Here is a 25,738-nt window from a genome sequence, read left to right on the forward strand (position 1 = left end):
TATGCATGTTATCCCTTTCCTTCCTTCTTAGTGGAAAATGAATAGTTGAGACTAAAAAATAAAAGGAGGTACAGGTACTTATATTCAGAATCTTGAGAATTATCTTTCTATAAACTGTCTTCTGTACTACTTAAGGGTTCTTTCAAGCAACCAATACTCGAACTCCCACAGTCCCAGCAAATAGGATGCAGCGTAAAGAGAGTAATTGCTGTATGTCCCTCTCCGTCAAACCCAAATTTGCTGCGCCCTTTATTAACGGAAGACATTCCTCTAACTGTTTGTACTAAACATTCTTTTGCAAATGGCGGTCAAGTCGATCTCTATGCTATCACTAACAATAAGCCCATCAGCCTTAGGTCGGATTACTTTTCCCGCGACTCAATAGCGGAATTTACAATCTTGCTGGTCTTGCGTCCAATATTGCTTTTGCATGCACTGATACTTGAGTTATCTCCGAAGAGTTACTCCCAATTAACTAGTTATCTTAATCTTAAAAGGCTGATCCTCTATCTTGATGGATTCAGTCGGACAGCCGTCAATGGCATCCTCTACCTCTTCTAGTAACTCTTCAGGAATTTCGGTAACTCCCTGATTACCATCTAAGATCACATAGGCTATGCCTTCCTCGTTGTAGTCATAAATGTCTGGTGCAGCAGCTCCGCATGCTCCACAGGCGATACATGTATCTTGATCAACAAATGTATACTTTGGCACTCAACTACCTTCTTTCTTGATAAAAATCACAATGATAAAAGCTTCTAACACACAGTTTTCCTACATTCACTTGGTAATTACAAACCTGAACTAGATAAATTCCTTCACAAGATTATTAAACATTTCATCGCCTAGCTGCAGGTCTTGGCTGGCCAGCGGTTCTTCTGCATAGCCATGCACAAGCTCTTGATAAGAAGCTCTTTCTTTATCCTGATAAATGATCCCTGTTACGAGACCGTTGTGTTGCATCAGCGTATTCATCGCCATCTCCCGATTGGAAGAATCATAGTCTTCAATCGCAGAAAGCTTCGTTAAGTTTTCTTTAAACCAATCATAGGTGTTAATTTTATTATAGGTCACACATGGGCTGAACACGTTAATAATAGAAAAGCCCTTATGGTTGATGCCCGCTTCAATGATGGCCGTTAAGTCCTTCAGGTCCGTAGAGAAGCTTTGAGCGACAAATGTAGCACCACTTGTCAGCGCCAGCTCCATGGGAGAGACCGTTCCTTCAATCGCTCCTTTCGGAGTGGACTTTGTTACAAATCCCTGAGCAGAGCGAGGAGAGGTTTGCCCCTTTGTTAACCCGTAAATCTGATTATCCATCACAATATAAGTCATATCAATATTGCGGCGCATCGCATGAATCGTATGCCCCATGCCGATGGCGAATCCATCGCCGTCTCCGCCAGAAGCAATCACCGTTAAGTCTTTGTTGGCCATCTTCACTCCTTGAGCAATCGGCAGTGATCGCCCATGAATCCCATGAAGGCCGTATGATTTAATGTAGCCTGAAATACGTCCCGAACAGCCGATGCCGGAAATAACCGCAAGCTGATCCGGCGTCAAGCCGATATTGGCCGCCGCCCGCTGAATCGCCGCCTGGACAGAAAAGTCACCGCAGCCTGGACACCAGTTTGGTTTTACATCATTTCGAAAATCTTTAAACGTTGCCATTTGTAACCGCTCCTTGTAATGGGAAAAGTTCTTTGCTGCCATGATAAATATGATGCGGCTGGAATGGATTGCCGTCATATTTTAGCAGGCTTTTCACTTTCTGAATGTGGCCTACATTCATTTTAATGATATTCGCCAATTGGCCAGTCGCATTATTTTCTACGACAAGCACGTTTTTCGCTGACTCGATCAGCGGCAAGATTTCTTCTGACGGGAACGGATGAATGAGTCTAATTTGAGCATGGTTGACTTTTACCCCCTCCTGCTCTAACCGTTCCATCGCTTCTTCAATCGCCCCGCGAGTGGAATTAAATCCGATCAACAATAAATCAGCTTCTTCATGCTGAGCGTTTTTATAGACCGGTGTATCAAAGCGGATCTGCTCCAGCTTTCTCATTCGCTTGTCCATTTGAGCCTGGCGATTAGCCGCTCCTTCGGACGGCCTGCCGGTCTCATCATGCTCCACCCCTGTTACGTGGTGAATGCCATGCTTCATGCCAGGGATCACTCGAGGGGAAACTCCGTCCTCTGTCACTTCATAGCGTTTAAAGTAAGCTTTTCCATCCAGCTCCGGCAGCTCTTCTTGAACAAGTTTGCCTCGGCGGATTTCTACTCGGCTATAGTCCAGCGGTTCGACGGTTTGTTTGCCAAGAGATAGCTGCAAGTCAGATAGAAGAATCACCGGACATTGATATTCTTCTGCGAGATTAAAGGCTTCCACCGTATCATAAAAGGCTTCTTCTGCCGTGCTTGGCGCCATCACGATTTTCGGGATTTCGCCATGGGTTCCGTAAATCATCGCCAGTAAGTCGGACTGTTCTTGCTTTGTTGGCAAGCCGGTAGATGGACCCCCCGCTGAGTATCAACGACAACGAGCGGCGTTTCTGTCATCCCCGCCAGGCCAATCGCTTCCATCATTAAAGAGAGACCCGGTCCCGCAGAAGCGGTAAAGGAACGAATGCCGCCATAATTGGCACCGATCGCCATCGTGGCTGCCGCAATTTCATCTTCTGTTTGAATGACCGTTCCGCCGACCTTCGGCAGCTTGTCGATCAAGTATTCCATAATTTCAGAAGCTGGCGTAATCGGGTAAGCCGCCATCAAACGGACACCGCCCGCCAGGGCACCGAGTGCGATCGCATCATTGCCGATCATGAACATCCGCTGATGTCCATCTGCCGCTTCAAGCTGCATGGCTCCTACTTTGCTGCCAAGCTGGTCACACATATATTGATAGCCTTGTTGAATCGCTTCCATGTTCTTCTGGACAACGGCTTCTCCCTTGCGGCCAAAAATTTCTTCTACTACATTGGTAAACACGTGTACATCTAAATTAATAACAGCACATGTGGCCCCTACAGCTACCATGTTCTTCATCAACGACGTACCCAGTTCAGCCGCGATTTCTGTGAAAGGAACGACATACAATTCTGCCTTTGCCTGATCTGGCTTCACTGGATTGAACTTAGCATCTGCGATGATGATTCCCTGATCGTGAAGCTCCCCATAGTTGACATCAATGGTTTCCTGGTCAAATGCCACTAAAATATCTAAATCATCCGCGACCGCACGGACAGGAGTCGTGCTCACACGAATTTTATTATTGGTATGGCCGCCTTTAATTCGGGATGAAAAATGGCGGTACCCGTAGAGAAAGTATCCGAGACGGTTCAAAGCGGTAGAAAAGATTTCCCCGGTACTTTCAATCCCTTCCCCCTGTTGTCCCCCGACTTTCCAGGAAAGCTGATTTATCATTAGACACTACCTCCTTTACGATAATTCTCTATGAAACTATTGCTTGTGCTGCAGGACCAATAGCCTTTATTTTTCAGAAAAAAGACAGGTGCCCATAAGCAGACAGCCTGTAAAAGAAATTGACTTTCTTAACTTAGGAATCAAACTTTTCAAGCAACTCTATAATCACTTTAAATGTTGAGGTTGTATCCATGTAAGCATACCTTCCCTTGCCATTCCAAAAGTTTCCGCTTTGGATAACAGGGTACCCCATCTCCTCCAGCAGCTTGATGTTTTTGTCCATATCCTTTACAACAAACGAAATGTGATGAACGCCTTCCCCATATGTCTCTAAATGACTTTTCCATGTGCTTGGAGCCTCTCCTGGTTCGATCAACTCAATTTGCAACATCGGTGTATTAATGAACATGTATCTAGAATCCGCTTCAGTAGGCTCCCCTTCATAAATAACCTGAGTCAACTCCCTTGGGCCTGATTGAATGATAGGTGGTTTTTCCACCCCAAGCAACTTACAGTATGCATCGGCTGCAGCGTCAAGATTTTTGACAACCAGAGCAAGTTGTTCAACTTTATTTGTCCCAAGCAAAGGATTAAAACACTCCGTAATTGGAGCAATGTCTCTAGGTTCCGTACTTTCAAGCATTTCTACAAGCGTCTTTAGATCACTTATCGTATCTACATATACATAACGACCGTCACTTGATGTAAATTCCCCGCTTTGCAGAAGTGAGTAGCCGTTTTTCTCTAACACGGGGAGCCTGTCTTTAATAGAGTCTACATCAAAGGCAATATGATGAATCCCCTCTCCTACAGTATTTAAAAATTCACGCATTGTTCCTGGCTCTTCGTTTGGCTCAATCAATTCAATTTGCACAGTTGGAGTATTCATAAAAACTAATTTGCTGCGTGAATTTGTTGACTGTCCACGATAGACCACTTTGGAGATGCTCTGATCCCCTGTTAAAAACCATTCAGGCTTAGGGATGCCAAGAAGCTTAGCGAACGATTCGGAAGCTTTTTCAATGTCCTTTACTACAAAAGCGAGTTGATTCACTACATTATTTCCCATTAATGGCTTTTTTTCAGTCAGCGGCTTAGACACTTGGACCACTTCCTTCAGTGTTTTTTAATTGGATCATCCGAGCCCGCGAACGGCTAACCCCCCATCACTGGAGATGACTTCACCGGTAATCGCACGTGATTCGTCAGATGCTAACAGTACATATGCCGCTACGTGATCTTCTGGCATCTGGGCGATTTGAAGGGGATTACGTTTTTTAATGCTGCTTGCTTTTGTCTCATTATCTACGACTTTAACAAACGGGAGCAGTGGTGGAATAACTGAAAGTGCGGTCAGTGTTCCTCCCGGAGCTACCGCATTTACCCGGATGTGGGGTGCGAGTTCGAATGCAAGTTGGCGCATGAGTCCGATTTGAGCATGCTTGCTCGCTGTGTACCAAACACCGCCGCCATCAGGATAAAAACTTGCACCAGACACAGAAAAAATGATATTTCCATTTGTTTTTTGCAGTTCTTCAAGCACTGCTTTCGCGCCAAAAAAAGAACCCTTAACATTAATATCAAGAAGGAAATCATATGCCTCAGAAAGTGCATCAGGAGTCACATCGGCAAATTTAGCAAACCCATCGAATACACCAGCGTTCGCGATAAAAACATCCAACTTTCCAAATTGCTTAACAGTCGCTTGAACCGCTTGCTCGTTGTCCTCATACTTGCTTACATCCCCCTGATAAGTGAGGATACTTTCACCAAATTCTTCTTGCATTTTCGCTAACTTCTCTTCAGAACGGCCGATAATGCTCACTTTGGCTCCTTCTTGGATGAAACGCCGGGTGACAGCTTCTCCTATTCCTGACGCGCCACCTGTAATTAACACTACTTTATCTTTTAAGGCCATTATAGCGCCTCCCCTTTTGTTATCTTACTGTTATACAAAGATAGCAAGATTCCTTGTATTTATGGTTGTTTGATCTATAATGAACATCCGCTTGGACAGCTTCCACTCTCCATCTACGAAAGTAAATTCGTCCTGCCGTTCTCCTGAAATTAAATCGTGATGAATGTCTGTGCTGCGGCTTCGATAGATAAGCAAATAACTCGAAACCACCGCTTTTTCATTAGGAGTGTATTCTTCAAGGCGAACATTATTCACTAAACGCCGCGTGCGAGACGGTGGAATTTCAGCCCAGGCATAATCTGTTTTTAGACGATCTACACGAATTTTCAATAATTCAATATCATCATTAAAAGCAAACATATCCATTGAATAATCCGGCCGCTCAATTCCCTCCTTATTAACGCGAACCGGCATCTGGTATAAAAGATCAGGATGCATCAAGTTAAACCAGCCGTCAAAATCAATGTCATCAAGCAATTTTGCTTCCCGATACAGCCATTGCTCAAATTCGTAGTTTGCTGCCATCCTTTCTAAATTCATTGCGTGTTCCCCCCATACTTACTTGATTGTCACTCAGAAAACGAGTCTCATAGTTTTAGTCACCTTAATTACTCATTAAATCCAGCCAGTAGCGATAAAAATTTCGTTGATTGGCCTCAGAAAATTTATCATCGTAAACAACTCCAGGCCCTGCAAACTCAGTAATCGGATCGCGATGCATACCCATTGTGTAATTATAAGTAAGCTCTTTCAACATCGGCATTGGCCCAGATGCAGCTGCGGTGATATCAGTAAATACCTCTGTATCATCCTGTTCAAAGATCCCAGAAGGACTGAACGTGAGAACAAAGGATTCTCTGGAACGTCTTTTCCAATCTTCGGGAGCATTTTTTTCAACTAAAAACCATGTAATGACTTCCATTTTGTCCACATCAATCGGGCGCCAAAGACGAACAGACGTGTTAGAGATCAGCTGTCCTTTCACTTTTGTATGAGAAATTAAAAACGAGAGGTTAGGGAAAATGTTACCGATCATATTTTTAAGGTTAGACATGATATCAAACTGTTCTTCAGACAAATTTGATTGATACTCTTCTTTTAGTTCTTCCGGAAAGGCAAAATCCGGATTTGGAGTACCTAAATTTAAGCCATGTCCATTTTCCGTATAAATTTGATAGCCTTTTCTTGAGTAGGTAGCATTAGGTACCATCCCTAATTTAGCAATCGATCCGTGAGTAACCATTGTATGATAGGAATCACCAACGAAGTTATCTGCACCAATTTTCCAGTTAGAGTGCACGATAAACCTTTGTGGGGCCCCTAGTACCTCCATTTCTGCTCGGCCGACTAAAATATCAAGATACCATTTGAAGTCACCTAAAAATTCTGATAAAGATTCCGCTTCTTCATTCCAAGTACCAAATAAAAGACCTTTGTACGATTCAATCCGAATCTTGTTCAACCCCATTTTGGATTTATCGAGACGGCCTCCATAAATATCCTTTTGCAGCGGAGCACCAATCAGATCGCCATTGTTTTTGAAATTAAACCCATGATAAGGACAAGTAAATGAAGCTTTATTCCCTTTATCTGCCCGGCAAAGCTTCATGCCACGGTGAGTACACATGTTATAGAATCCTCTGATTGTGTCATCAGATCCTCTAGTAATGATCACTGAATATCCAGCTAGATCTCGTGTTATAAAATCATTTTTATTCGGTATCTCAGACTCGTGACCAATAAACAACCATGTTTTTAAAAATACTTGTTTATGCTCAAGCTCATAAACCGACGGATCCCCCAATACATAAACAGGAATGCTGCCTTCCTCGGGACGTACGGTCTCATTTAAATAATCAATCGTTTCTTGTTGAGTCATCTCTTCTAAACTCTTTTTTGTTTTGATCATCTGCAAATTCCCCCTCGTTTCTGAATTGATGCGGACTCATTTAGGCAGGAGAATTTACCAAAACATCTTTCGGGTTTCCCCTGCATGTATCTTTAAATACTGAAGTCTTTCAGTTATTAGCCCACTTGAATAAGTGCATCTTTACTTTTCAAAACGGCTAATACACTTAACGCTGCCAAATAGCTCGTTTTCGGATTATTGGGCATCGGATCATTTTCTACTTGAAGCGTCAATTTTCCAAAGGACCCCATCGCTTCTATTTGATGATTGTTTTTCTTTGCCGCCGGGTCAGAAATAATTTTCACACCGGTTTTATCCGAACCTAGCCCTGCCAGAGACAAAATAATAGAAACATTTATGTTTTTGGGAAATAACTCAATAGCTTCTGCGGCCGAGCCATCAAATAACAACTGCTCTTTATCTAAAGGGGCGCCTGGCAAGGCATGTGGGGGCTTTCTGGTAATGATAGAAACAGATTGCAACTCCCCAATCGATTTCGCTGCCTTCAACACATCTAGTCCGCCGATGGCTCCTGATGGCAGATGAATCCTCGTCCCTTTTTCTTGGCAAATCTGTTCTAATTCTTTGTAAAAAGTCAGACTTGCCAAAGCTCCAACGCTACTTAGTACTAAATCTTTTCCGCTCTTCAGAATAGCTGCTGCATAATCTTTCACTACTTGAACGTTGGCCGCTTCGATAACTACATCTGCATCCGACCGCAGAAGGGATTCCATATCAGCAAAAGATTCTGTTTTAAATTCAGAAGCCAGGCTCTTGGCTGATTGTTCATTCCGTGTATAAAGACCAACGATTCTCGTCCCAGGAAGGGTTTCTTCAATATTGATACTTTGAAGAAGAAATGTACCGATATTTCCCCCGCCAATTAATGCTAATTTCATCTCGCATCCCCTCTCTTAATTGGCTAAACCGTATGAATCTGCAAAGAGCTCTAGTCCGCAATGTCTCGTTTCACGAGATAATCCACTTTCTTTTAAACCAGGAAAATCCAAATGAAGATCTTGGAAAACGGTATGATTATTATGGAATACCGCTCCAGCCTCTAATTGGTCAGCTATTTCGATCGCCAGTGATTCGTTCTCTGTCCAAACAGATGCTCTTAAACCGAATTCGCTATCATTTGCCAATTGAATAACTTCTTCTATATTCGAAAATGTGAGCACAGGGATAACAGGGCCAAATTGCTCTGCCTGAACGATCTCGCTTGTTTGATCAACTCCAGTCACAATGGAAGGTAAAATAAAGTATCCTTGGTCCCAGGTTTCCGGATCGAGCTGCTGGCCCGCTGTAATAACTTTCGCTCCTGAATTTTGAGCTCGTTCGATGAGCCCTTTCACGTAATCGTATTGAGACTTATTATTGAGAGGGCCCATATCCACATCAGGCTGAATCCCGTTACCTACTCTGATTCTTTGAAACTCTTTCTTTAGCTTTTCAATTAATTCTTCGTATCTTGACTCATGAACATATACTCGTTTAATAGCGGAACACACTTGACCAGCTGCCCGAAGAATGCCAAAGCGAAGGCGTGTGATGGCTGCTTCATTTAATTCTGCATCAGGGAGAATGATTGCTGCATCATTGCCGCCGAGCTCCATATAAAGTTTTTTTACTGTTCCCGAGGCAGCGCGCATAATATTTTTTCCAGTTTCTGTGCTACCAACGAAAGCCACTGTTCGCACGCGAGGATCCGTACAAATAGCGTCACCTATGACACTACCGGAACCAGTGACTATGTTAACGACTCCTGCCGGGAAATGAGAAGCTACTACGTTTAAGAACGTCATAATTGTTAACGGACAATTTGTCGCTGGCTTTACTACGACAGTATTGCCTGTCAGAATGGCCGGAATGACCCGTTTAAATGTCAAAATCATCGGAGAATTCCAAGGAGAAATCACGGCTGTTACTCCTCTTGATCGCTTGCGGATTAGCACTTTTTGACTTCCTGGCCATGATACAGGCTTCCACCAGTTAAGCAATTCATCCGCCGCTTCATTCATAATATCTACACAGCGAAGCAAATCTTTTTTTGCTTCTATTAATGCCTTGCCATTCTCACGTACGAATAAAGTAACATTTTCTTCGACTATATGTTCCAGTTCTTTCGCCGCTTCATGCATGCGCTTTGCCCGGTCTTCTACTTCACTTTTTGACCAGCTCTTGTATGCTCTTTCTGCTGTTTCAATCGCTTCATCTACTTGCGTTTGGGAACATAAAGCAACTTCGCCTATAACCTCGTTTAGATTAGCTGGATTAATAACATCCGCTGTCTTTTCGGCTTGAATCCATTCTCCGCCAATTAAATATTTACCTGAAACAAATGGATATGTTGAAATCATTATCATCCCTCCTTATAATTTTTTAGGTTTGAATGCTTCTGCTGCACCGGGAGGCCCACCAAATGGTTTCGCCATCGGTCCTACCGCTTCCATATCTACAACGATCATCGTTGGTTTTTGTCTATTCATTGCTTTTTTCAAAGCAACTTCAAATTCATCACCGGAACCAATTCGGGAGGCATCAAATCCCATCGATTGCGCCAACTGTACAAAATCAGGACTTAATAGATCAACAGCAACTTGACGCCCGTAAGCTGCCTCCTGGATATTCCGGAGTACTCCGTACCCAGCATCATCAAACAAAATGACAATAATCGGGAGATTTTCTTGGGCGGCGGTTACCATTTCACCTACATTTACCATGAACCCGCCGTCACCTGCCATTAAGACAACCGGACGATCTTTACAGCCCATTTGTGCCCCAATCGCTGTTGGCAGTCCCTGGCCAATCCCGCCACCGGATGCATGAATGGATGTCCTCGGTTCATAAATTTCAAATAAGCGGCTCCCCCATACATTTGCTTGTACAGTGACATCTCGAACTAAAATTGTGTCACGCGGAAGCACCTTGCGCATTCCATCCAAAAATTGTTCATAAGGACCAAGTGTTGCTCTCAACTGAGCGCGAAGTTCATTACGCACTAACTCTACCTCAGCCAAATAAGCTGAATCAGGAACGATTGCGGCTTGAGATAAATCGTCAATAACCTTTTTTAAAATTAGTTTGGCATCTCCTACAAGTCCATAGGAAGCCTCATAGTTGCGGTTCATTGCCTGCCAGTCAGCATCAATAGATATATGTTCTTTTGGAACGGAAATTTTCCAATTGGATGTTTCGTTCCCACGGAATCTGACACCGACGCTAATGACTAAGTCTGACTCTTCTATTAGCTTTTTTGTTAGCGGATTTGCAGCAAAATGTCCGATACATTGAGGGTGATCCTCAGGAATGCTGCCTTTTCCGGACTGGCTCGTCACCACAGCCGCACCCATCATTTCTGCTAACTTTTGCACTTCCTTCGAAGCACCGGAGTTAATAACGCCTCCTCCTGCCCAAATCACTGGCCGGCGAGATTGACTGATTTTTGCCAACACCTCTTCGGGAAAATATGGAATTGTATTATTTTCTGGAGTTAATATTCTAACTTCTTCAATAGAATGATTAGGTATAATCGCAGATTGAAAATCAATGGGGATTTCAAGTGTTACTGGCCCTGATGGAGCAGCCAAAGCCTCGTAAATCGCTTGTCTGGCAATAGCAGACGCTTGCTCTGGCTTTCTTAACCGGAGCGCTTTTTTGGAGACCCCTTCCATCATGGACAGCTGATCTTTACATTCATGAATATAGCCTCTGCCTGTGCCTAAATAAGGGGAGGCAACTTCACCTGTTAAATGAAGAACAGGCACGCCAGCAGCCCATGCTTCAATTAAAGAGCCCGCTGCATTTCCAGCTCCTGTTCCCGTGCTAGTAATGACAACGCCTAATTTGCCAGTTGCTCTCGCATATCCATCTGCCATATTCGCGGCTCCGCTTTCCCCGCGCGAACAAACCAGGCGAATGCTTCCTTCACGAAGAATGGCATCATATATTGGCATATTATGAATGCTGACAATCCCGAATGCTGTATCCACACCTGCACGAACAAGTTCCTGCACTACGGCATCTGCCGCAGTAAATTCCGGCTGATCTTGCTGATATTCTGCCGTCTTTATTCCCAATTGCTCTCGTTGGCTCATAATCGACTCCTGCCTTTACCTTTAATTAAAGCGCTTTCCCGAGCGCTCCCGCCGTTTCAATTGTTGATCCCGATACATAACTTGCCTGTCTCGAAGCCAAAAATAAAATGACACTTGCTACTTCTTCTGCTTCTCCTACGCGTCCCAATGGAATATTTCGTTTTTTGGCTAAGTCAGCATAATAATCTTCTGCTTTCATATCAGGAGCATTCAGTTTTCTTCTTCTCTCCCACTGATCTGTGCGGATTAGCCCTAAGCTTACGGAATTGACTAAAATGTTGTCCGAAGCAAGTTCTTGCGACAAAGTCTTGCTTAAGTTTAACAATCCAGCCCTCGTTGCTGCTGTCGCAATCATATGTTTTTCCGGCTCCTTCGCTAACGTTGCATTAATATTTATAATCCTTCCTCCCCTCGCTTGACGAGGTATGGATGAACCGCCCGAACTGCATAAATAATAGCGAAATATTTTAATTGAATTTGCTGCTGCCACTGCTCATCGGTAACGTCGAAGAAGTGACCCATAACACTTTGCCCCGCTGCATTTACGAGAATATCAATGCCTCTAAAATGAGCAGCTGTATTATCAATAAACCCAGTAACCTCTTCTTTATCTGTCACATCACATGTTGCAGCATAAATCGAATCTGATGGACCGTATTTTAAGAGATGATTATACGCTTTTTCTTTCCTCTCCTGATTCCTTCCGCAGATTGCTACTTTAGCTCCTTCCTGAAGGAACATTTCTGCCGTTTTTAAACCGACACCAGATGTCCCTCCCATAATGACAGCGACTTTTCCATTCAAACCCAAATCCATGATACTCCCCCTTTCACTATCCTATTTACCGGAGTGACTTTGCATTTACCCATCCTTGGTCTGGCTCTCCACCCATGGCTGCCCGGGCTTCCGGTTTCGGTGGACCGGCAATCCCCCATTGGTCCATTAAATGAGGAACACGTTTCCACACTCGTGCCTTCCACTCATTTTCATCTTCAATCGTTTCTAAATAACAGGTATACTCCATAACAAACTTCGCTGGGTCCTGGAAATAACAGAAAATGTTGTCACCCGGTCCGTGGCGTCCTGGCCCCCACAATTCTTGGTAGCCCGCTTTTCTTACGTTGCTGATTCCTCTCATCACTTCATCTACGCTATCTACTTCATAGGCAATATGATTCACAGAAGCATGCTTATCTTGATTAAATGCAATGGAATGATGTTTGCGATTGCAGCGCAGGAACGACATTTGATGTTCGCTCCAGTCTGTCACTTTAAAACCCAGCACTTCTGTGTAAAAGTCAGTAATCATATCAAGGTCTGCCGTATTCATAACGACGTGGTTCAGCTTGACTGGATCGACATTTTTCTTATTCCAAATGGATGTGTGAACTTCCACCCATGCGGACAATTCAATGCAGCGATTTTCCGGATCGACAAAGCGTAGGCCGTATCCTTTTCCCTCTTCATCTAAATAGCCAGGAGGTGAAACAATGGTTACGCCTTTCTTAGTCAATATCTCAGCTGCACGGTCAACTGCGTGTTTATCAACCATTCCGAAAGCAATATGATGAAGCCCTCTTTTTTCACCGGCATGTAAACTTAAAATGTGATGCTCGGGACCGGCTCCTCTAAAATAGGCTGACTGATCATCTTGAGTTACCTTATCCAATCCCCAAATATTCTCGTAAAAATCAGACTGCTCTTTCAGCACTGGAGTAATTAAACTGATGTGCCGCAAGTGAGTAATTCCTAGCATAATGACACCCCCGTTATTCCCTTTAAATGAACCAACAAGGATGATCAAAAGGTAGCTATAAAGATCATCCTTGTCAAAAAATTGATAAAACTTTAAATGCACAGGCATTTCTTTTCTTAAAGCAGCTTTCCGTTCCGCTTATTTTCCGTTAATAATGGCTTCTCTTTCTTTTGCGCGTTGTTTACGTAATTCCTCCAACGCACTTCCTTCCGGGTAAGTCGGTAAGTTTGGCTTAACCGCTCCAAGCATGACTAGCATTAAAGCTTCTTCATCCCCATCGTTACGAATGCCGCGGTATACCCCAGGAGGACTGCTGATACAGTCTCTTTCTTTCAAAGGAATTTCATGTACTTCACTATTGCTGTCTGTTTGAATAAGCGCTTTCACATTTCCTTTTAAAATGAAGAATACTTCTTCAACGTCGTCGTGCAGATGTAACGGACCGACACAGCCAGGAGGCAGAACCATTGTGCTCAAAGTGAAATGTTCTGCAGCAATGACATTTGCATCGTTATTCGCTGTCGCTCCGCGGCCAATATATCTCATCTGTGCTCTTCTATAAGATGGATCAATCTCTTCCTGGAACTTCAATACATTCCAATCCAGCGTTCGATCTTCCAATCTTGCGACATATTTTCTTTCAAACTCTTCTAAAGAAAATTTTTCGTTTGTCATAAAAAAACACTCCTTTTAATGTATTTGTTTTATATACAAAACTATGTTTTGCTATAAAACAATCGTAACCCGCATCAAAGTGATTGTCAATAAAAATATTGAGAATATTTTGTATATGAAACAATGTTTTATATTAAGTATTACTAAATCATAAAGAAAAGGAGTTTTATCTCGAAAAGTAGAATGATCAAACTCCTGATAAGCCTGTATAGGAAAATAGTTATTTAGAATATTTTGTTGTTAAATAAGATTTCTGATAATTAAATTACAACTCCATTGGGAGGCGTATTTTCGGCACGAACTTCTTCTGCCTCTTTCCTTAATGTAAATAAGTAAGCAATGAATCCAAGAGAAGCAGAAACAATTAACATGACGATTGAAGGCCCAAAGTCGCCTCCAGATGCATCACGCATCCACCCCATAATATAACTCGAAAACCCCCAAGAATGTTAGTAAAGCCCATCAATCCTGCAGCTCGTCCAGCGGTTTCAGGTGTAGAGAATTTCACGATAAATAAATTACTTAAATGAAAGACGCCTCCTTGAGTTCCCATCGCCAATCCCATGCATACACCAGCGATGACTGGATTAGAAGCGAATATTGCTGCTGTTAAAAATATTGCCGTCATGCTAAATAAAATTGTAGCAAGCAAGCTCGGTCGTTTTGTTTTATCAGCCAAAAATCCATTGATCAATACAAATCCAAGAGCAAATAGCCACGATAAAGAAGTAATACCTGTCATTGCTTCCCTTGAGAAGCTTTTTGCTTCAACTAAATACGTAGGAAGCCAAATGCTAATTCCAAAAAATAAAAATGAAGACATCAGCATGCCAAACCAAACGATCCAATAGCGGTAGTCTTGGACAAAACTTTGTTTTGGCTTAGCTGCTTCATTTCCGTTCTTCTGACGAATATACGACAATTCGCTTTTTTCAAGTCGCGGGTGTTCTTCTGGAGTATCTCTCGTTAGGAACACAAACATTGGAATAACAATGAGTAGATTAAAGGCTGCTAATGTGAAAAAGGCTGCTTGCCAATGAAAAGAAGCAATAACTAAAGTTAAGATGACTGCCCCACACGCAGGTCCTAAATAGTTACCTGCAAGCCAGGAGGATTGGGCACGGCCAAGCTCGCGCTCATTAAACCAGCTCGAGATAAACTTCCCGCATACAGGAATCATCATTCCTTCCCCTAAACCAAGAACAATACGGCTAGCGATGAACATTTCATAAGTGGTGGCTAATCCTGCAAATACCATTGTAAGGGTCCAAATAAAAAGCCCCATTATAGCTGTTTTCCTGGCTCCTAGCTTATCAATGATCACTCCCCAAAATAAATTCGACACGGCGTAAGCGATGGTAAAAATAAAAGTGATAAACCCAATCTTCGCATTCTTATCGGGACCGTTCATACCAAGATCGTTTAAAAAGTCTGGATCTGTTTGTATGATAGAGATTCCCAACTTATCAATCTGACCAAAAAACCAAAAGAAAAAGATAGGTACCGCAATATAAAGCCACCTTTTATTCCCTTTTAACATGTAGCAACCTCCTTAAAGTTTGTTTTCAGTGAATACGCTTACAATTCGTTTTATGACTACTCCCTCTTACATCCGCCTCGCTATTCTGCCACCTTCCCTTAATTTTAAAAACTCATTGTTTTATATACAAAACAACGTTTCTTTATAATTTAATATTAATTTTTTTCGAAAATTGTGTCAATAAGTTTTTTAACTTTTGTTTTATTTCAGAAAATATGTTTTATATAATAAACAAAATAAAAAAGCTCGAAACGGGCAAGCTTTTTTATTTTAACTATTTAATTTTTGAAAGGATATCCCATGAAGCCGGATAGCGTTCTGGAAATCTCCAAAACTTTCGGAAGGGCCACTTTCTCAATAAACTCATCATGAAACTTTACATCTGTTGCTACTACGTTCATCGCAGCCATTACTTTCCCACCGCGTTCAAAAATAGGCGCAGCTACTGATTGAATGCCTTGATGAAGTTCTCCTTTAGTAATTGAATAGCCTTGTTTACGGATCATTTCTAATTCCTGCTGCAAACCGATAAGATCTGTTTGTGTTCGCTCCGTATATGGTTTTAGTTGAGAGCCATATAACATTTGATTTAATTTGTCTTGCGGTTGATAAGCAAGCAACAATTTTCCGTTTGCCGTTGCATGAGCAGGAAGCCTCAATCCGATATTCACATTAATAGCAGACACTCCTCGTACAGGTGCACTCCCTACATAGACAACTTCATCGCCATCCAATATAGACAAATGGCAAGAAGCCCCTGTTTCATCTCTTAAGCTTTCCAAATAAGGCTGTGCAATTTCTGGAAGCTTTAAACTATTTAAATAAGCAAAACCCAGCTCTAAAACCTTCGGTGTCAAACTGTACCGTTTGGTATTTTCGTCTTGATAAAGATATCCAAGTGATTGAAGAGTATATAATAATCGATAAGGGACCGTACGACTAACTTCAAGTTCCCGTGCAATCTCTACTAAAGACAATGTAGGATGATCTTCATTAAACAACTTTAGAATTTCCAACCCTCTTACTAATGCGTTTGCATTGTAACGTTCCTTTTCACTTTTTGCCAAACTCACTCACCTCCTCTAAAACCTACTAATTCTATTTATTATTAAAAATGGTCAGTCCAATTATCACCATTATTTTCATAAATTTCAACTAGAAAAGCGAATTACTCATAAAGCAATTACTGCTTGAGAACATTTTCTTTACTCTCTTTCAAACTGTCAAGAAATTGAAGAACAGCAGCATTAAAACTCTCTGGATCTTCCTGATAGCATAGATGCCCTGTCTCAGGAATAATAGTAAAGCTTGAGTTTGGAAGGTGATCATAAAAAAATTGTGATTCACTTACCGGTGTTACCTTATCTAATTCTCCGCAAATAATAGATGTAGGCACAGAAATGGATGAAAGGAACTCCAGGTCATTCAAATGATAAAGCGAATAGGCCACTGAACGATACCCCATCGGCCTGACTTGTGACATAATTCTTTCTGCTTCTTTCTGTACTTCTGGTTTGGGATGAGGTGCAAGCAACACTTTTACTCTTTGCCTCGCAATTTCCTTTGGATCTAACTTCTCAATATTGTTTATACGATTGGCTAATTTCTTTTCGTTTTCTTCTTCCGATCCACCGACCGATCCTCTGGTTGCATCAGCAATAATCAGGGCATCGACCATATGCGGAAAACGATGGCAGAAATTAAGAGCAATAGCCGAACCCATCGAATGCCCCAACAGCGTAACAGATTCATAATTTAAACTTTCAATGAATCCCTTCAACACATCAGCAAATTCACTAAATTCCTTCAGTTCTTCTTCTGGATCATCACTCTTTCCATACCCTGGTGCATCCCACGCAATGACGGTGTATTGTTTACTTAACCCCTCTAACTGCTTTTTCCACGACTGTGAGTTATTCCCCATTCCATGGAGAATAACCAAAGGGTTTCCTTCTCCTTTCACTTCATAATGGATCGCTAAATCATTAACTTGTACAAATGGCATATGTCTCTCCCACCTTACATTTGTTTTATAAGTAAAACATTGTTTCATAACTTAATAATAAATGATCTCCCTTATAAGTCAACAGAACTTTCTGACTTTTATCAGCTTTTTATAGAAAAATAATAACGTTGTTTATTTTGCTTCCTACTTATATTTGATTGTAGAAAAGCTATTTAACGTTCTATGTACATGATTCAATTTATTTAGAAATAAATTATTTAATTCAGCTGACGAATGAGGGACTTTCTTTTCGCTGTTCCGTATTAGCCATTCATCCACTTTCAGAACAGCTTATTAACATGTCATGCTCTCTCATCCTCCCCTCACTGTGTGGTTAGAGATAATCAACCGAATAAGCGAGAGAATAAGAAAGCATAACGTTGGGGAGAGACCATTTTTTATAAATCTTGAGATAAGCGGATCATATCCCTGCACTGTATCCCATTTTCAAAAATTTCCTCTGAATAATGTCGAATAAAAAAATCTTTATCCACTCCGACAATCCTAAACCCGCATTTTTGATAAAGAGCTAATTGGCCGATACTTGAATTTCCAGTGCCAATTTCGATTGTTTTAAATCGTCTCTTCTTAGCAAGTTCAATCGCATGCCTAACTAGTTGTTTCCCTATCCCTTTGCCGTGCTGCTCCTCGACAACTGCCACATTCACTAGCTCTATCGTGTGCGGTCTTGTAGGCAATAGCACATATACGCCAATTACTTGTTTATTATCTTCAGCAACAAAACATTCTCCTCTTTCCATGTATTCCTCCACGTTTTCTTGAGAAGGGTCTGCTAGCAATAATAAATCCATAGGAGGTCTTTCATCTTGATTCAATTTTCTAACTTTCATCTTCTTCTCCTCTCATAAAACTAGTCTCTTCTTTTACTCTACCAATTCTTGCTCATCAACTGTCTTCTGTAAAATAAAAAAGTCAACATTTTTTGTTGACTTTTTTATTTTGGATATTAGGCGGTTATCTTTTTCTTTTTATAACAATGAATAAGCAAAAAACAAGGAGCAAAAACAACAAAACATAGATGACTTTAGAATAAATTCCGATATTCTGTACGATGACTTCCCAGGAAGCCCCGACGGACGCTCCCAAGTTTACAAGAACCGTATTCCAAATCAGTGTCCCTAGGGTAGTAAAGAGAAGAAATAATCCAATATTCATGTTTGACATGCCAGCAGGAATAGAAATCAAACTGCGAATCAACGGAACAAAGCGGCAAAAGAAAACCGTCCATGCTCCATACTTGTCAAACCAGGCATCTGCTCTATGTACGTCTTTAGTCGTAACTCTAAGGATATGACCCCATTTATTAACGATTTTCTCCAATCTTGGGACATTAAGCTGCAAGCCAATAAAATACAGAACTAGGGCCCCGATAACTGAACCTACCGTTGAGGAAATGATCACACCCGTAATGCTTAGCTCAGAAGTAGTCGTCATAAATCCTCCAAACGTTAAGATGATTTCTGACGGTATGGGAGGAAAGATATTTTCAAGAGCAATTAAAAGAACAATTCCCATATAACCATATTCATTCATGATTCCAATCAACCAATTTTCCATGCTGTTCTCCTCTGGATATCCTCTATTCTCTCGCTAATTTGCATAGTTAGTTTATCAAGAATCTTTTCATCAATAAAATAATTCACCTCTATAATTTAATAAAATCCTATAGAAAGAAGCTGATAGATCACCTCTCCATTTCTTGCTAAAGTATTATGTTAGCTCCCTGCCTCTCCGCTAATTACTTAGATCACTGTATACATCATACTTAAAGCAATGCCCTTCTGATTTCTCTAATTCTGACTGAACGAAAGATGAACATAGAACACATTAACTTATATATCCTATCTTTTTACCACGTTTGATCATTATGTTCCTCTACATATCTTTTCAGAGCGTGCAGCTTTTCATCCCAATACTGTTCAAAAAAGGCAAGCCAGTCTTTTAACTCAACCAACGGTTCTGCTTCAAGCTTATAACGCTTTTCCCGTCCGACCTTTCGACTGCTGACAAGCCTGGCTTCAAAGAGCACCTGCAGATGTTTATTAACAGCTGTGCGGCTTATAGGGAAGCATTCTGTAATTGCCGCAATAGACATTTCTTTATTTGCCAGTAATTTTAACAGATTACGGCGAGTTGGATCTGCAATCGCTTGAAATATATCATGCTTAGGTTCAGGAGAGTACATTTTAAGCCTCAATATAGGAAGGAAGCTTTTCGTTTACGATTTTTTCCCAGCCATCATCCATAACCGCACGAATCACTGAATGCGGCTGTCCGAACTCTGTCACTTGTTCGGCGTTCCATCCAGAGTGAATTAACGTAAACTCTGTTTTCCCTCCTTCTGCCTCTTTTAATTCAAAAGCAAGATGCCAGTCTTTCCCCAGTCAAATCCAACACGATGAGGGGATCAAGTTCAGTTACTTTACAGGACGAGTCGCCAAATTGGCCGGCATACAGGACGAATTCGCGTCCGAAAATAGGTTCAAAATTACTTGGCATCCACCATGAGGCCATGCCTTCCGACGTAGAAACGGCCTTCCAAACTGTTTCAATTGAAGCATTGAGGACGATAGTTTTTCTGATTTCCGGTAATGATTCTTGAGCTTTCATTATGGCACCTCCATTTTTATAACACCTAATAGTGTCATAAAAATCTTAACACTATTAGGTGTTATTTCAACTGTTTTTTATGAAATATTTTAATGACCTACAGAAGAATCGTTGATCAACTGTTCGTATTTTTCCTTCAGCCGCTAATGAAATCGAAGGAGATATTAAAGTCGCCACTAAGCCAAACAAGCCTTGAAAGCCAACTTATCCCACAGTAAATGGAGGGAAAAACAGCACATATGATCAATGCCCTCTTCTAAAGCAAACCTTCCTCTTTAAAACGGTCCAAACATTTTTACAAATACATGTTTTTCTTAATTGTTCGACAGGCACCAGGTCAAAGATTTCTTTTGGAAAAGACTCCTCGCTGCACCAGCATTCCCCTAAAGATTTATCCATCGAATGACAACAGTTATTGTCCCTGCTACAAATGGGACAGCACTCGCCTGCAATCACTTTCTCAGCCATATTTATCCCTCCCGTATTTATGTTCCGTCTTATAGATAGTTTATCAAAAGAACGCTTGCAAACTCGAGAAACTACTACAGATCAGTTTAGCCCCAGATGACCGGCCGTTCTGTTCACACTCTGAAACCAATTAATTGTCTTTATTCTAGCTCTGGTGTTGCTATTTGAAGAGACATTGGCCTGTTGTAAGAATCGATTCAATCTCTTGCAACCTTAATAGCCGGACAACAACATAAAAATAGAGAAAAGGATAAAGCGGTTGATTGACGATCTGGTTCAATAAACGCTATGAACCAGGGGATATGCTTCATGACAAGTATAAAATGATGCAACCAGATTACCGAAGACTACGATGTCAAGAACAAAGAAAGAATTAACCGTTTACCTTCCTAGTGCTCTTTTTCTTAACCAGCCCCCTTCTTACTTCAAATAGGTCTACTTACACTCTTTAACTTGTCTTCCCCCTAAAATAAATGGTAATATAGACGCAGTTACAATGTCGCTTAAAGGAGGGTTTTGCATGCTTTCTGATTCAGAATTGGTAATATTTATCAAAGAACTAGGCAAATTAATAGATGAGTATTACGATTGCCCAAAAGAAGCTATCCGAAAAGAGATTCATCAAGATATTCTATTGCTATGTTCTGTTATTAATTATGAAAATACTGATTATTATTCTTAAGTTCCTTTCCCCGTTCTTCTGCACAAAAGGTTTTGTTACTTTTTATTTTTTTCAACTTATATAAACACCCTTAATTCTTACTACCTCTTATAGCAGTTTCCCACCTTTATAACCTTTCATAGACGCACTCTATGATTATTCTTTAGCACTCCCTTATGCACTACAGATAAATGAAGGGTGTTCTTGCCAAGAAAAGAGTCGATTGATGCTCTTTCTTCTTCAGTGTAAAGTCCAATTTTTCATATAATCTCATCTACCGTACAATTGATCTTTTCTCTACTGACATGAAATAGTATGATTTAATTGATTCATTCACATTCTTTATGAAATATGCTAAATAAAAAAAGCAAACGGGTGTTAATGACCCATTTGCTTTTTTATTTTATCTACTTTAACAAGTATAATTAGGAAGCATTGGCTGCTGCGGAAATCTCCGCTTCCCAATCATCTTGAATGTCTTCATTATCTAGCACAAGATTATAAATCTTCCATTTTCCGTCCATGCCTTTTTTCAAATAAGCCGTTCCTGAAGCATCCACGTTCATACTGAAAGATAAATCTGGTGATGAGAATGATACTTTATACTTTAGATTATCCATCCGAACTTTTGCAAAGCGTTTATTGACAGTTACAGGATTGATCTCATGAGTGCCAATTTGCTCAATAGTAAAAGTGCCTCCCAGATCCTCTATGTCACCCGGTAATTCTACCGTGTCAAGCGATTCCGATAAATAATAGCCTGTCGCTGTATCCTGATAAAGAGCTTTAAGCCCGGCTGTATTTTGCTCTTTCATTAATCGCATTTCTTCTTGAACGTTGCGATTCACAGCTGTCTTGATTGCTGTTTGATCGGCCTCGCTCCCCGCTTCTTGATGAAGCGCCCGGTCAATCATAGCAATCGCTTGGCCTCGGGTAGCTAAATCATGGGGCTTAAATGTATCACCGTATCCTTGAATAATCCCGTTTGCAGCAGATTTTACAATCGCCTCATAAGCAAAGTTTGTAGGCGGGACATCTTTAAATGTCTTCGTTGGTGCTTTAAAAGCCACTGTACTGCTGAATGCCCGGTAAATCATTGCTGCCATTTGGTCACGCGTAATATGCGCATCCGGGTTAAACTTTCCATTAGATCCACCAGCAACGATCCCATGGCTACTTGCGATACGCACCGGCTCATAATACCATTTAGAAGCTTTCACATCAGGGAATTCTTTTACATTCGTTCCAGTCTTCAAAGATAAAGCACTTACTAAAATCTTTGTGAACTGTGCGCGGTTAATTTTTTCCTCTGGACGAATACTTATGTACGAATACTCGTATATTTCGCCATCTTCTTCAATTGTTTCGGACTCGACGTATCCATCAACAATATCAGAGTAAACAAACCGTTCAATTGAATCATAAAATCGATGGTTTGGACCGACGTCCGAAATATCATAGCGCTCTACAGGCTTTATAGCCGCTGAAGCAGTTGAAGAAAACACTAATCCAAATGACAATCCTAAAATTGGTAAAATCTTAAATGACTTCAAATTTTTATCCTCGCTTCTAATAGTTTCTGTGATTGAGACTTATATTATAGCTTTCTAACAAAAATTACAATATAATTTTTTACTTTTATTGAAAAATATTTATTTCCACAAAAAGGATATAATTCAATAAAAAAACCACCTTATGTGTAGTAGGAAATGCCTAGTTGTTCTTCAGCTCTTATAATCAATAGCTAAGCTGTCTTTTTGTTAGTTATCTAGCTAATCAAAGTGATCCGCTGCTTACAAAAAATGGTGAAATTATCCTTTCATATCTCGAATTCCCTCTGTGCGCCTTTATAGAAGAACCGTATGAAAACATGATTTACCTTTGTTCAAATGAATATGGCACTCACTTCATGTGGCTTTCTTATAGTAATGATCAACCTGAAAGTCTATCCTAGCAGTCGGTGTTTTTTATTTTTGCACACTTTCTGCCCAATAAATGATCTCTTCATCAGAATGACTTTTCTTTTACATCATCGTGCGGTGGTTTAAAAAACATGTTGATACCTAGTGGTTTTGCTAATGTTTGTTAGTCATTCACATTTTTATCCATAATTGGATTGATAAAAAAGAACGTTTGTTCTAAAATGAAATAAGTATACGGAGGTGTAATGATGAGGCCTGGTCTTACAAGATATATAACTAGTCAAGATTTTAAAAATTTTTATTGGCTGAAGGAAGAATTGCAATTATTCTGCAGAGAGAATGGGATAAGCGCATCCGGTTCGAAAATAGAACTTTCAGCTAGAATTGAAATGTTTCTTGAGACGGGGAAAGTAGAGAAGCCGCTCAAAAAACTAACGGTTCGCTCAAACCCCAACAAACAAAGATCGTTAAGTTTGGATACGGTCATTACCGAAAACCATCGCTGCAGCCAAGACGTTAGAGCTTTTTTCAAGTCAGCGATTAGTCCGAAGTTCCGTTTTTCTACATATATTCAACATTACTTTAAAAATAATGTAGGAAAAACATATCGTGATGTGGTAAAGGCTTGGTACGAGGAAGAAGAGCGCAAGAAGGACTCACCACATAAGAAACAAATTGCCCCCCAATTTGAATATAACCAATTTATCCGCGACTTCTTCGCTGATCCAAAAAATAAAACAAAAAGTCATAAAGACGCGGTTAACGCTTGGAATGATATTAAAAAGCTTCCCGGGAGCAATAAGTATATTTCTAACCGTTAAACGTTGGGACGCTTACGGCTAATAAGCGCATCATAGTCTGCTTGTCTTTTCTTGAGACACGTTGGTTCCACAGTATCTTTATCGCATTAAAAAAACCAGCAAGAATGCTGGCGGTTGAACTAGACAGGTTTATTCTTTAACAAATCTTGCAGCTTTTGCTCTGCTTTTTCAAAATCCATGGATAACGCAGTTAAAAACTCAAGGATATCATTTCGCTTTGACATTTCTCTTAAAGAAAAAAATACAGCTGGTTTGTTAACTTTAAGAACTGTCATTATCTCTGTTGTCGGCAAAGGCAACGGAGATTTTATCCGTAGAAAAGATCGTAAAAAAACAATAAAATCAAATGCTGAATCAGGAGTATCCGAATAACTTTCCATCAGGCTGTAAAATCTTTTAATGCTCGTTCTTAACTCTTCATTTTGCATCATTAGTCCCTACCTTTAATTGGATTCACCAAATAGGACCATCATTTTCCCCTTTGGCAGCCCGGCTATCATAATTAAAAACCTTAGACCCGCGGCTTTGCGTCCTTACCTTTCGATAAGTTTGCCTTTATCATTAGGAATCACTTTATCAAACTACCAATAAAGTGATCACAATATCATAAGAAGAATATAGGAAATTATACCCTGAGTCAATATACCTTATGGCGCAATTAATTACCATTTTATTGCTCTGATATAAATTTACCTTCTCTCGATATAATTTATTTTTTAAAAGGAAATTTATGTATACTTTATTGCTTATAAACGACTCCTTTTTCTTTCTCTTGCTGACGCAAAAAAAGCATTGATTAGTTAATCAAATGCCTTTTCTTATTGATCTGTTTAACTGATAACGGTTGCTTAATCCTTTAACCAATAAAAAAGCTCCTCATGTTTGTATACCTGTTCTGTTTCTAAAATAATTTCAGGCAATAAGACGTCCAGAGTATTCATTAATGAGTGTAGAGCCTGCTGAACCGTACCTTTCTCGAATTGATCCAGCGGCTCAGACAACTCATCCTCATCTAGAACGAAACAGCTTCCATTTGGAAGAGCCAGGACATCAATGATCAAGTCTTCAAAAGAGAGGATTTGACCGGTTATCTGTGTGTTCTTGACAATGTTAAAGTAAGAACCTAAGTAATTTCCCTCGCCATCCCTCCAAACATACGCATTGTACGGCCGATCTTTCCAATAGTAAGCAATCGTATAGCTGCCCTTAGGAATCGTTAATGATGTTTTCTCTGCCGTCATTGTAAACGACTCCTTTATTTTATGAAAAAGGACGATTTTTTGATCTTGTACCTTCAATAGTTTGCAAACATGTTCAACAATGGTGGAATCATATCGTATCTTTCTTTCTATTATTTTATTAGCATATTGATTAATGGATGTATTTAGATGAATCATCGTTTAGTTTCTCCTTCTATCTCATGCTCTTGATCAGACCTATGTTCTGGTCCATTGTATCATCAAAAAGCAGCAATTTTTATCCATTTCGCTTCAGATTTACAAAGACCGAAGAACAACGAGTAAGAGAATGAGCAGTAAGAAATTAAGAAGAATGAACAGCCTAAAGCCTTCTTTATTTCCTTAGAAGGCTTTAGGCTTTATTGTGAAACCATGTTAACTGACGCTTTCCAATCAAACGGACCCGCGATTTTAAATTGAACGACTCCTTCCGTGTAAAGAGTTGTACTTTCTAAAGGGACGAATAAAAAAGAAATGATCTTCTGCTCATACTTTCTTGTAAGTATCTAATCGCAGAAATGCATTGGAAGTGTTCGAAAGAGAGGATAGAAAACTGAATGAATGGCATGATTACTTTTAAATTAAAGCGTAAAGCAGCGAATGCGTCGGCGAACGAGGAAATGTTTCAAATTTGCACAGAAAATAATTGATGATTAAAACAGACCCATCCA

24 protein-coding genes, 3 pseudogenes and 1 riboswitch are annotated in these 25,738 nt (G+C 40.5%); of the genes and pseudogenes, 2 read left to right on the forward strand and 25 right to left on the reverse strand.

From position 1 onward, the window contains the following. Positions 1 to 471 precede the first annotated feature (471 nt). From CJ483_RS04520 to CJ483_RS04620, 22 genes and pseudogenes are all read right to left on the reverse strand, one after another. Positions 472 to 714 carry a ferredoxin gene (locus CJ483_RS04520; protein ID WP_120032300.1) on the reverse strand — a complete coding sequence of 81 codons (243 nt, stop codon included), beginning with the start codon at positions 712 to 714 and terminating at the stop codon, positions 472 to 474. Positions 715 to 804: 90 nt separating this feature from the next. Next, on the reverse strand, positions 805 to 1,671 hold the full coding sequence (locus tag CJ483_RS04525; protein ID WP_120032303.1) for a 2-oxoacid:ferredoxin oxidoreductase subunit beta: 867 nt from the start codon (positions 1,669 to 1,671) through the stop codon (positions 805 to 807). Then, positions 1,658 to 2,167, reverse strand: coding sequence for a transketolase C-terminal domain-containing protein (locus tag CJ483_RS25680; protein WP_481747734.1), 510 nt, complete (start codon positions 2,165 to 2,167; stop codon positions 1,658 to 1,660). The genes CJ483_RS04525 and CJ483_RS25680 overlap by 14 nt, the downstream gene beginning before the upstream one ends. Then, positions 2,141 to 3,426, reverse strand: a pseudogene (locus CJ483_RS04530) (2-oxoacid:acceptor oxidoreductase subunit alpha); the annotation flags it as partial. The pseudogene CJ483_RS04530 and the gene CJ483_RS25680, both read right to left, overlap by 27 nt. Before the next feature lie 133 nt (positions 3,427 to 3,559). Then, positions 3,560 to 4,528, reverse strand: coding sequence for a VOC family protein (locus tag CJ483_RS04535; protein ID WP_120032305.1), 969 nt, complete (start codon positions 4,526 to 4,528; stop codon positions 3,560 to 3,562). 33 nt (positions 4,529 to 4,561) lie between these two features. Continuing rightward, positions 4,562 to 5,344 (reverse strand): SDR family NAD(P)-dependent oxidoreductase, encoded by a 783-nt coding sequence (locus tag CJ483_RS04540; RefSeq protein ID WP_120032307.1) that lies wholly within the window; start codon positions 5,342 to 5,344, stop codon positions 4,562 to 4,564. Between the two features lie 30 nt (positions 5,345 to 5,374). Continuing rightward, on the reverse strand, positions 5,375 to 5,884 hold the full coding sequence (locus CJ483_RS04545) for an aromatic-ring-hydroxylating dioxygenase subunit beta (protein WP_120032309.1): 510 nt from the start codon (positions 5,882 to 5,884) through the stop codon (positions 5,375 to 5,377). 64 nt (positions 5,885 to 5,948) lie between these two features. Then, positions 5,949 to 7,253: an aromatic ring-hydroxylating oxygenase subunit alpha gene (locus CJ483_RS04550; RefSeq protein ID WP_120032311.1), complete on the reverse strand. Its 1,305-nt coding sequence runs from the start codon at positions 7,251 to 7,253 to the stop codon at positions 5,949 to 5,951. A 116-nt stretch (positions 7,254 to 7,369) separates the two neighbouring features. Beyond that, positions 7,370 to 8,152 carry an aspartate dehydrogenase gene (nadX, locus tag CJ483_RS04555; protein WP_120032313.1) on the reverse strand — a complete coding sequence of 261 codons (783 nt, stop codon included), beginning with the start codon at positions 8,150 to 8,152 and terminating at the stop codon, positions 7,370 to 7,372. 15 nt (positions 8,153 to 8,167) lie between these two features. Further along, on the reverse strand, positions 8,168 to 9,613 hold the full coding sequence (locus CJ483_RS04560) for an aldehyde dehydrogenase family protein (protein ID WP_120032315.1): 1,446 nt from the start codon (positions 9,611 to 9,613) through the stop codon (positions 8,168 to 8,170). 12 nt (positions 9,614 to 9,625) lie between these two features. Continuing rightward, positions 9,626 to 11,350, reverse strand: coding sequence for a thiamine pyrophosphate-binding protein (locus CJ483_RS04565; RefSeq protein WP_120032317.1), 1,725 nt, complete (start codon positions 11,348 to 11,350; stop codon positions 9,626 to 9,628). Positions 11,351 to 11,375: 25 nt separating this feature from the next. Beyond that, positions 11,376 to 12,166, reverse strand: a pseudogene (locus CJ483_RS25685) (SDR family oxidoreductase). A 25-nt stretch (positions 12,167 to 12,191) separates the two neighbouring features. Next, a complete protein-coding gene (locus CJ483_RS04575) occupies positions 12,192 to 13,106 on the reverse strand; it encodes a VOC family protein (RefSeq protein WP_120037797.1) in 915 nt (304 codons plus the stop codon). Positions 13,107 to 13,244: 138 nt separating this feature from the next. Beyond that, positions 13,245 to 13,781 carry a cupin domain-containing protein gene (locus CJ483_RS04580; RefSeq protein ID WP_120032319.1) on the reverse strand — a complete coding sequence of 179 codons (537 nt, stop codon included), beginning with the start codon at positions 13,779 to 13,781 and terminating at the stop codon, positions 13,245 to 13,247. A 364-nt stretch (positions 13,782 to 14,145) separates the two neighbouring features. After that, entirely contained in the window at positions 14,146 to 15,321 is a 1,176-nt protein-coding gene (locus CJ483_RS04585) for an MFS transporter (RefSeq protein ID WP_259455570.1), read from the reverse strand. Positions 15,322 to 15,599: 278 nt separating this feature from the next. Then, complete coding sequence (locus tag CJ483_RS04590; RefSeq protein ID WP_120032322.1) at positions 15,600 to 16,388, reverse strand: IclR family transcriptional regulator; 789 nt, start codon at positions 16,386 to 16,388, stop codon at positions 15,600 to 15,602. A 116-nt stretch (positions 16,389 to 16,504) separates the two neighbouring features. Then, positions 16,505 to 17,326 carry an alpha/beta fold hydrolase gene (locus tag CJ483_RS04595; protein ID WP_120032324.1) on the reverse strand — a complete coding sequence of 274 codons (822 nt, stop codon included), beginning with the start codon at positions 17,324 to 17,326 and terminating at the stop codon, positions 16,505 to 16,507. A gap of 398 nt (positions 17,327 to 17,724) precedes the next feature. Next, positions 17,725 to 18,177, reverse strand: a complete 453-nt coding sequence (locus CJ483_RS04600; RefSeq protein WP_120032326.1) for a GNAT family N-acetyltransferase — start codon at positions 18,175 to 18,177, stop codon at positions 17,725 to 17,727. Positions 18,178 to 18,301: 124 nt separating this feature from the next. After that, positions 18,302 to 18,904, reverse strand: a complete 603-nt coding sequence (locus CJ483_RS04605) for a DedA family protein (protein WP_120032328.1) — start codon at positions 18,902 to 18,904, stop codon at positions 18,302 to 18,304. A 292-nt stretch (positions 18,905 to 19,196) separates the two neighbouring features. After that, positions 19,197 to 19,532, reverse strand: a complete 336-nt coding sequence (locus tag CJ483_RS04610) for an ArsR/SmtB family transcription factor (protein ID WP_120032330.1) — start codon at positions 19,530 to 19,532, stop codon at positions 19,197 to 19,199. Position 19,533: 1 nt separating this feature from the next. Continuing rightward, positions 19,534 to 19,957, reverse strand: a pseudogene (locus CJ483_RS04615) (SRPBCC family protein). A 243-nt stretch (positions 19,958 to 20,200) separates the two neighbouring features. Further along, the gene (locus CJ483_RS04620) at positions 20,201 to 20,425 is read right to left on the reverse strand and encodes a cysteine-rich CWC family protein (protein WP_120032332.1); all 225 of its coding nucleotides are present in this window, start codon (positions 20,423 to 20,425) and stop codon (positions 20,201 to 20,203) included. A 520-nt stretch (positions 20,426 to 20,945) separates the two neighbouring features. Between CJ483_RS04620 and CJ483_RS24375 the strand changes: the two genes are divergently transcribed. Continuing rightward, positions 20,946 to 21,107, forward strand: coding sequence for a hypothetical protein (locus CJ483_RS24375; RefSeq protein ID WP_182916965.1), 162 nt, complete (start codon positions 20,946 to 20,948; stop codon positions 21,105 to 21,107). A gap of 404 nt (positions 21,108 to 21,511) precedes the next feature. Here the strand turns inward: CJ483_RS24375 and CJ483_RS04625 are convergent, their stop codons facing one another. Further along, complete coding sequence (locus CJ483_RS04625; protein WP_120032334.1) at positions 21,512 to 22,639, reverse strand: S-layer homology domain-containing protein; 1,128 nt, start codon at positions 22,637 to 22,639, stop codon at positions 21,512 to 21,514. Positions 22,640 to 23,256: 617 nt separating this feature from the next. Here CJ483_RS04625 and CJ483_RS04630 point away from each other — a divergent pair. Further along, positions 23,257 to 23,829 (forward strand): DUF6434 domain-containing protein, encoded by a 573-nt coding sequence (locus tag CJ483_RS04630; RefSeq protein ID WP_120032336.1) that lies wholly within the window; start codon positions 23,257 to 23,259, stop codon positions 23,827 to 23,829. Positions 23,830 to 23,948: 119 nt separating this feature from the next. Here the strand turns inward: CJ483_RS04630 and CJ483_RS04635 are convergent, their stop codons facing one another. Both CJ483_RS04635 and CJ483_RS04640 read right to left on the reverse strand, forming a co-directional pair. Then, positions 23,949 to 24,260 carry a hypothetical protein gene (locus tag CJ483_RS04635; RefSeq protein WP_120032338.1) on the reverse strand — a complete coding sequence of 104 codons (312 nt, stop codon included), beginning with the start codon at positions 24,258 to 24,260 and terminating at the stop codon, positions 23,949 to 23,951. 49 nt (positions 24,261 to 24,309) lie between these two features. Further along, a riboswitch (cyclic di-GMP riboswitch) is annotated at positions 24,310 to 24,393 on the reverse strand. A 284-nt stretch (positions 24,394 to 24,677) separates the two neighbouring features. Then, positions 24,678 to 25,226, reverse strand: coding sequence for a ribonuclease FAU-1 family protein (locus CJ483_RS04640; RefSeq protein WP_120032340.1), 549 nt, complete (start codon positions 25,224 to 25,226; stop codon positions 24,678 to 24,680). Positions 25,227 to 25,738: the final 512 nt, after the last annotated feature.

It is taken from the genome of Bacillus sp. PK3_68, from assembly GCF_003600835.1.
Classification (GTDB): domain Bacteria; phylum Bacillota; class Bacilli; order Bacillales; family Domibacillaceae; genus Pseudobacillus.

What these genes read in the sequence shown, in the direction of transcription:
- CJ483_RS04580 (WP_120032319.1), bottom strand. Translation starts at nt 13,781, where the DNA reads ATGACAAACGAAAAATTTTCTTTAGAAGAGTTTGAAAGAAAATATGTC.
- CJ483_RS04550 (WP_120032311.1), bottom strand. Translation starts at nt 7,253, where the DNA reads ATGATCAAAACAAAAAAGAGTTTAGAAGAGATGACTCAACAAGAAACG.
- CJ483_RS04540 (WP_120032307.1), bottom strand. Translation starts at nt 5,344, where the DNA reads ATGGCCTTAAAAGATAAAGTAGTGTTAATTACAGGTGGCGCGTCAGGA.
- CJ483_RS04635 (WP_120032338.1), bottom strand. Translation starts at nt 24,260, where the DNA reads ATGATGCAAAATGAAGAGTTAAGAACGAGCATTAAAAGATTTTACAGC.
- CJ483_RS24375 (WP_182916965.1), top strand. Translation starts at nt 20,946, where the DNA reads ATGCTTTCTGATTCAGAATTGGTAATATTTATCAAAGAACTAGGCAAA.
- CJ483_RS04560 (WP_120032315.1), bottom strand. Translation starts at nt 9,613, where the DNA reads ATGATTTCAACATATCCATTTGTTTCAGGTAAATATTTAATTGGCGGA.
- CJ483_RS04585 (WP_259455570.1), bottom strand. Translation starts at nt 15,321, where the DNA reads ATGTTAAAAGGGAATAAAAGGTGGCTTTATATTGCGGTACCTATCTTT.
- CJ483_RS04640 (WP_120032340.1), bottom strand. Translation starts at nt 25,226, where the DNA reads ATGATTCATCTAAATACATCCATTAATCAATATGCTAATAAAATAATA.
- CJ483_RS04565 (WP_120032317.1), bottom strand. Translation starts at nt 11,350, where the DNA reads ATGAGCCAACGAGAGCAATTGGGAATAAAGACGGCAGAATATCAGCAA.
- CJ483_RS04620 (WP_120032332.1), bottom strand. Translation starts at nt 20,425, where the DNA reads ATGGCTGAGAAAGTGATTGCAGGCGAGTGCTGTCCCATTTGTAGCAGG.
- CJ483_RS04605 (WP_120032328.1), bottom strand. Translation starts at nt 18,904, where the DNA reads ATGGAAAATTGGTTGATTGGAATCATGAATGAATATGGTTATATGGGA.
- CJ483_RS04545 (WP_120032309.1), bottom strand. Translation starts at nt 5,884, where the DNA reads ATGAATTTAGAAAGGATGGCAGCAAACTACGAATTTGAGCAATGGCTG.
- CJ483_RS04600 (WP_120032326.1), bottom strand. Translation starts at nt 18,177, where the DNA reads ATGAAAGTTAGAAAATTGAATCAAGATGAAAGACCTCCTATGGATTTA.
- nadX (WP_120032313.1), bottom strand. Translation starts at nt 8,152, where the DNA reads ATGAAATTAGCATTAATTGGCGGGGGAAATATCGGTACATTTCTTCTT.
- CJ483_RS04595 (WP_120032324.1), bottom strand. Translation starts at nt 17,326, where the DNA reads ATGCCATTTGTACAAGTTAATGATTTAGCGATCCATTATGAAGTGAAA.
- CJ483_RS04525 (WP_120032303.1), bottom strand. Translation starts at nt 1,671, where the DNA reads ATGGCAACGTTTAAAGATTTTCGAAATGATGTAAAACCAAACTGGTGT.
- CJ483_RS04630 (WP_120032336.1), top strand. Translation starts at nt 23,257, where the DNA reads ATGAGGCCTGGTCTTACAAGATATATAACTAGTCAAGATTTTAAAAAT.
- CJ483_RS25680 (WP_481747734.1), bottom strand. Translation starts at nt 2,167, where the DNA reads ATGAAGCATGGCATTCACCACGTAACAGGGGTGGAGCATGATGAGACC.
- CJ483_RS04575 (WP_120037797.1), bottom strand. Translation starts at nt 13,106, where the DNA reads ATGCTAGGAATTACTCACTTGCGGCACATCAGTTTAATTACTCCAGTG.
- CJ483_RS04610 (WP_120032330.1), bottom strand. Translation starts at nt 19,532, where the DNA reads ATGTACTCTCCTGAACCTAAGCATGATATATTTCAAGCGATTGCAGAT.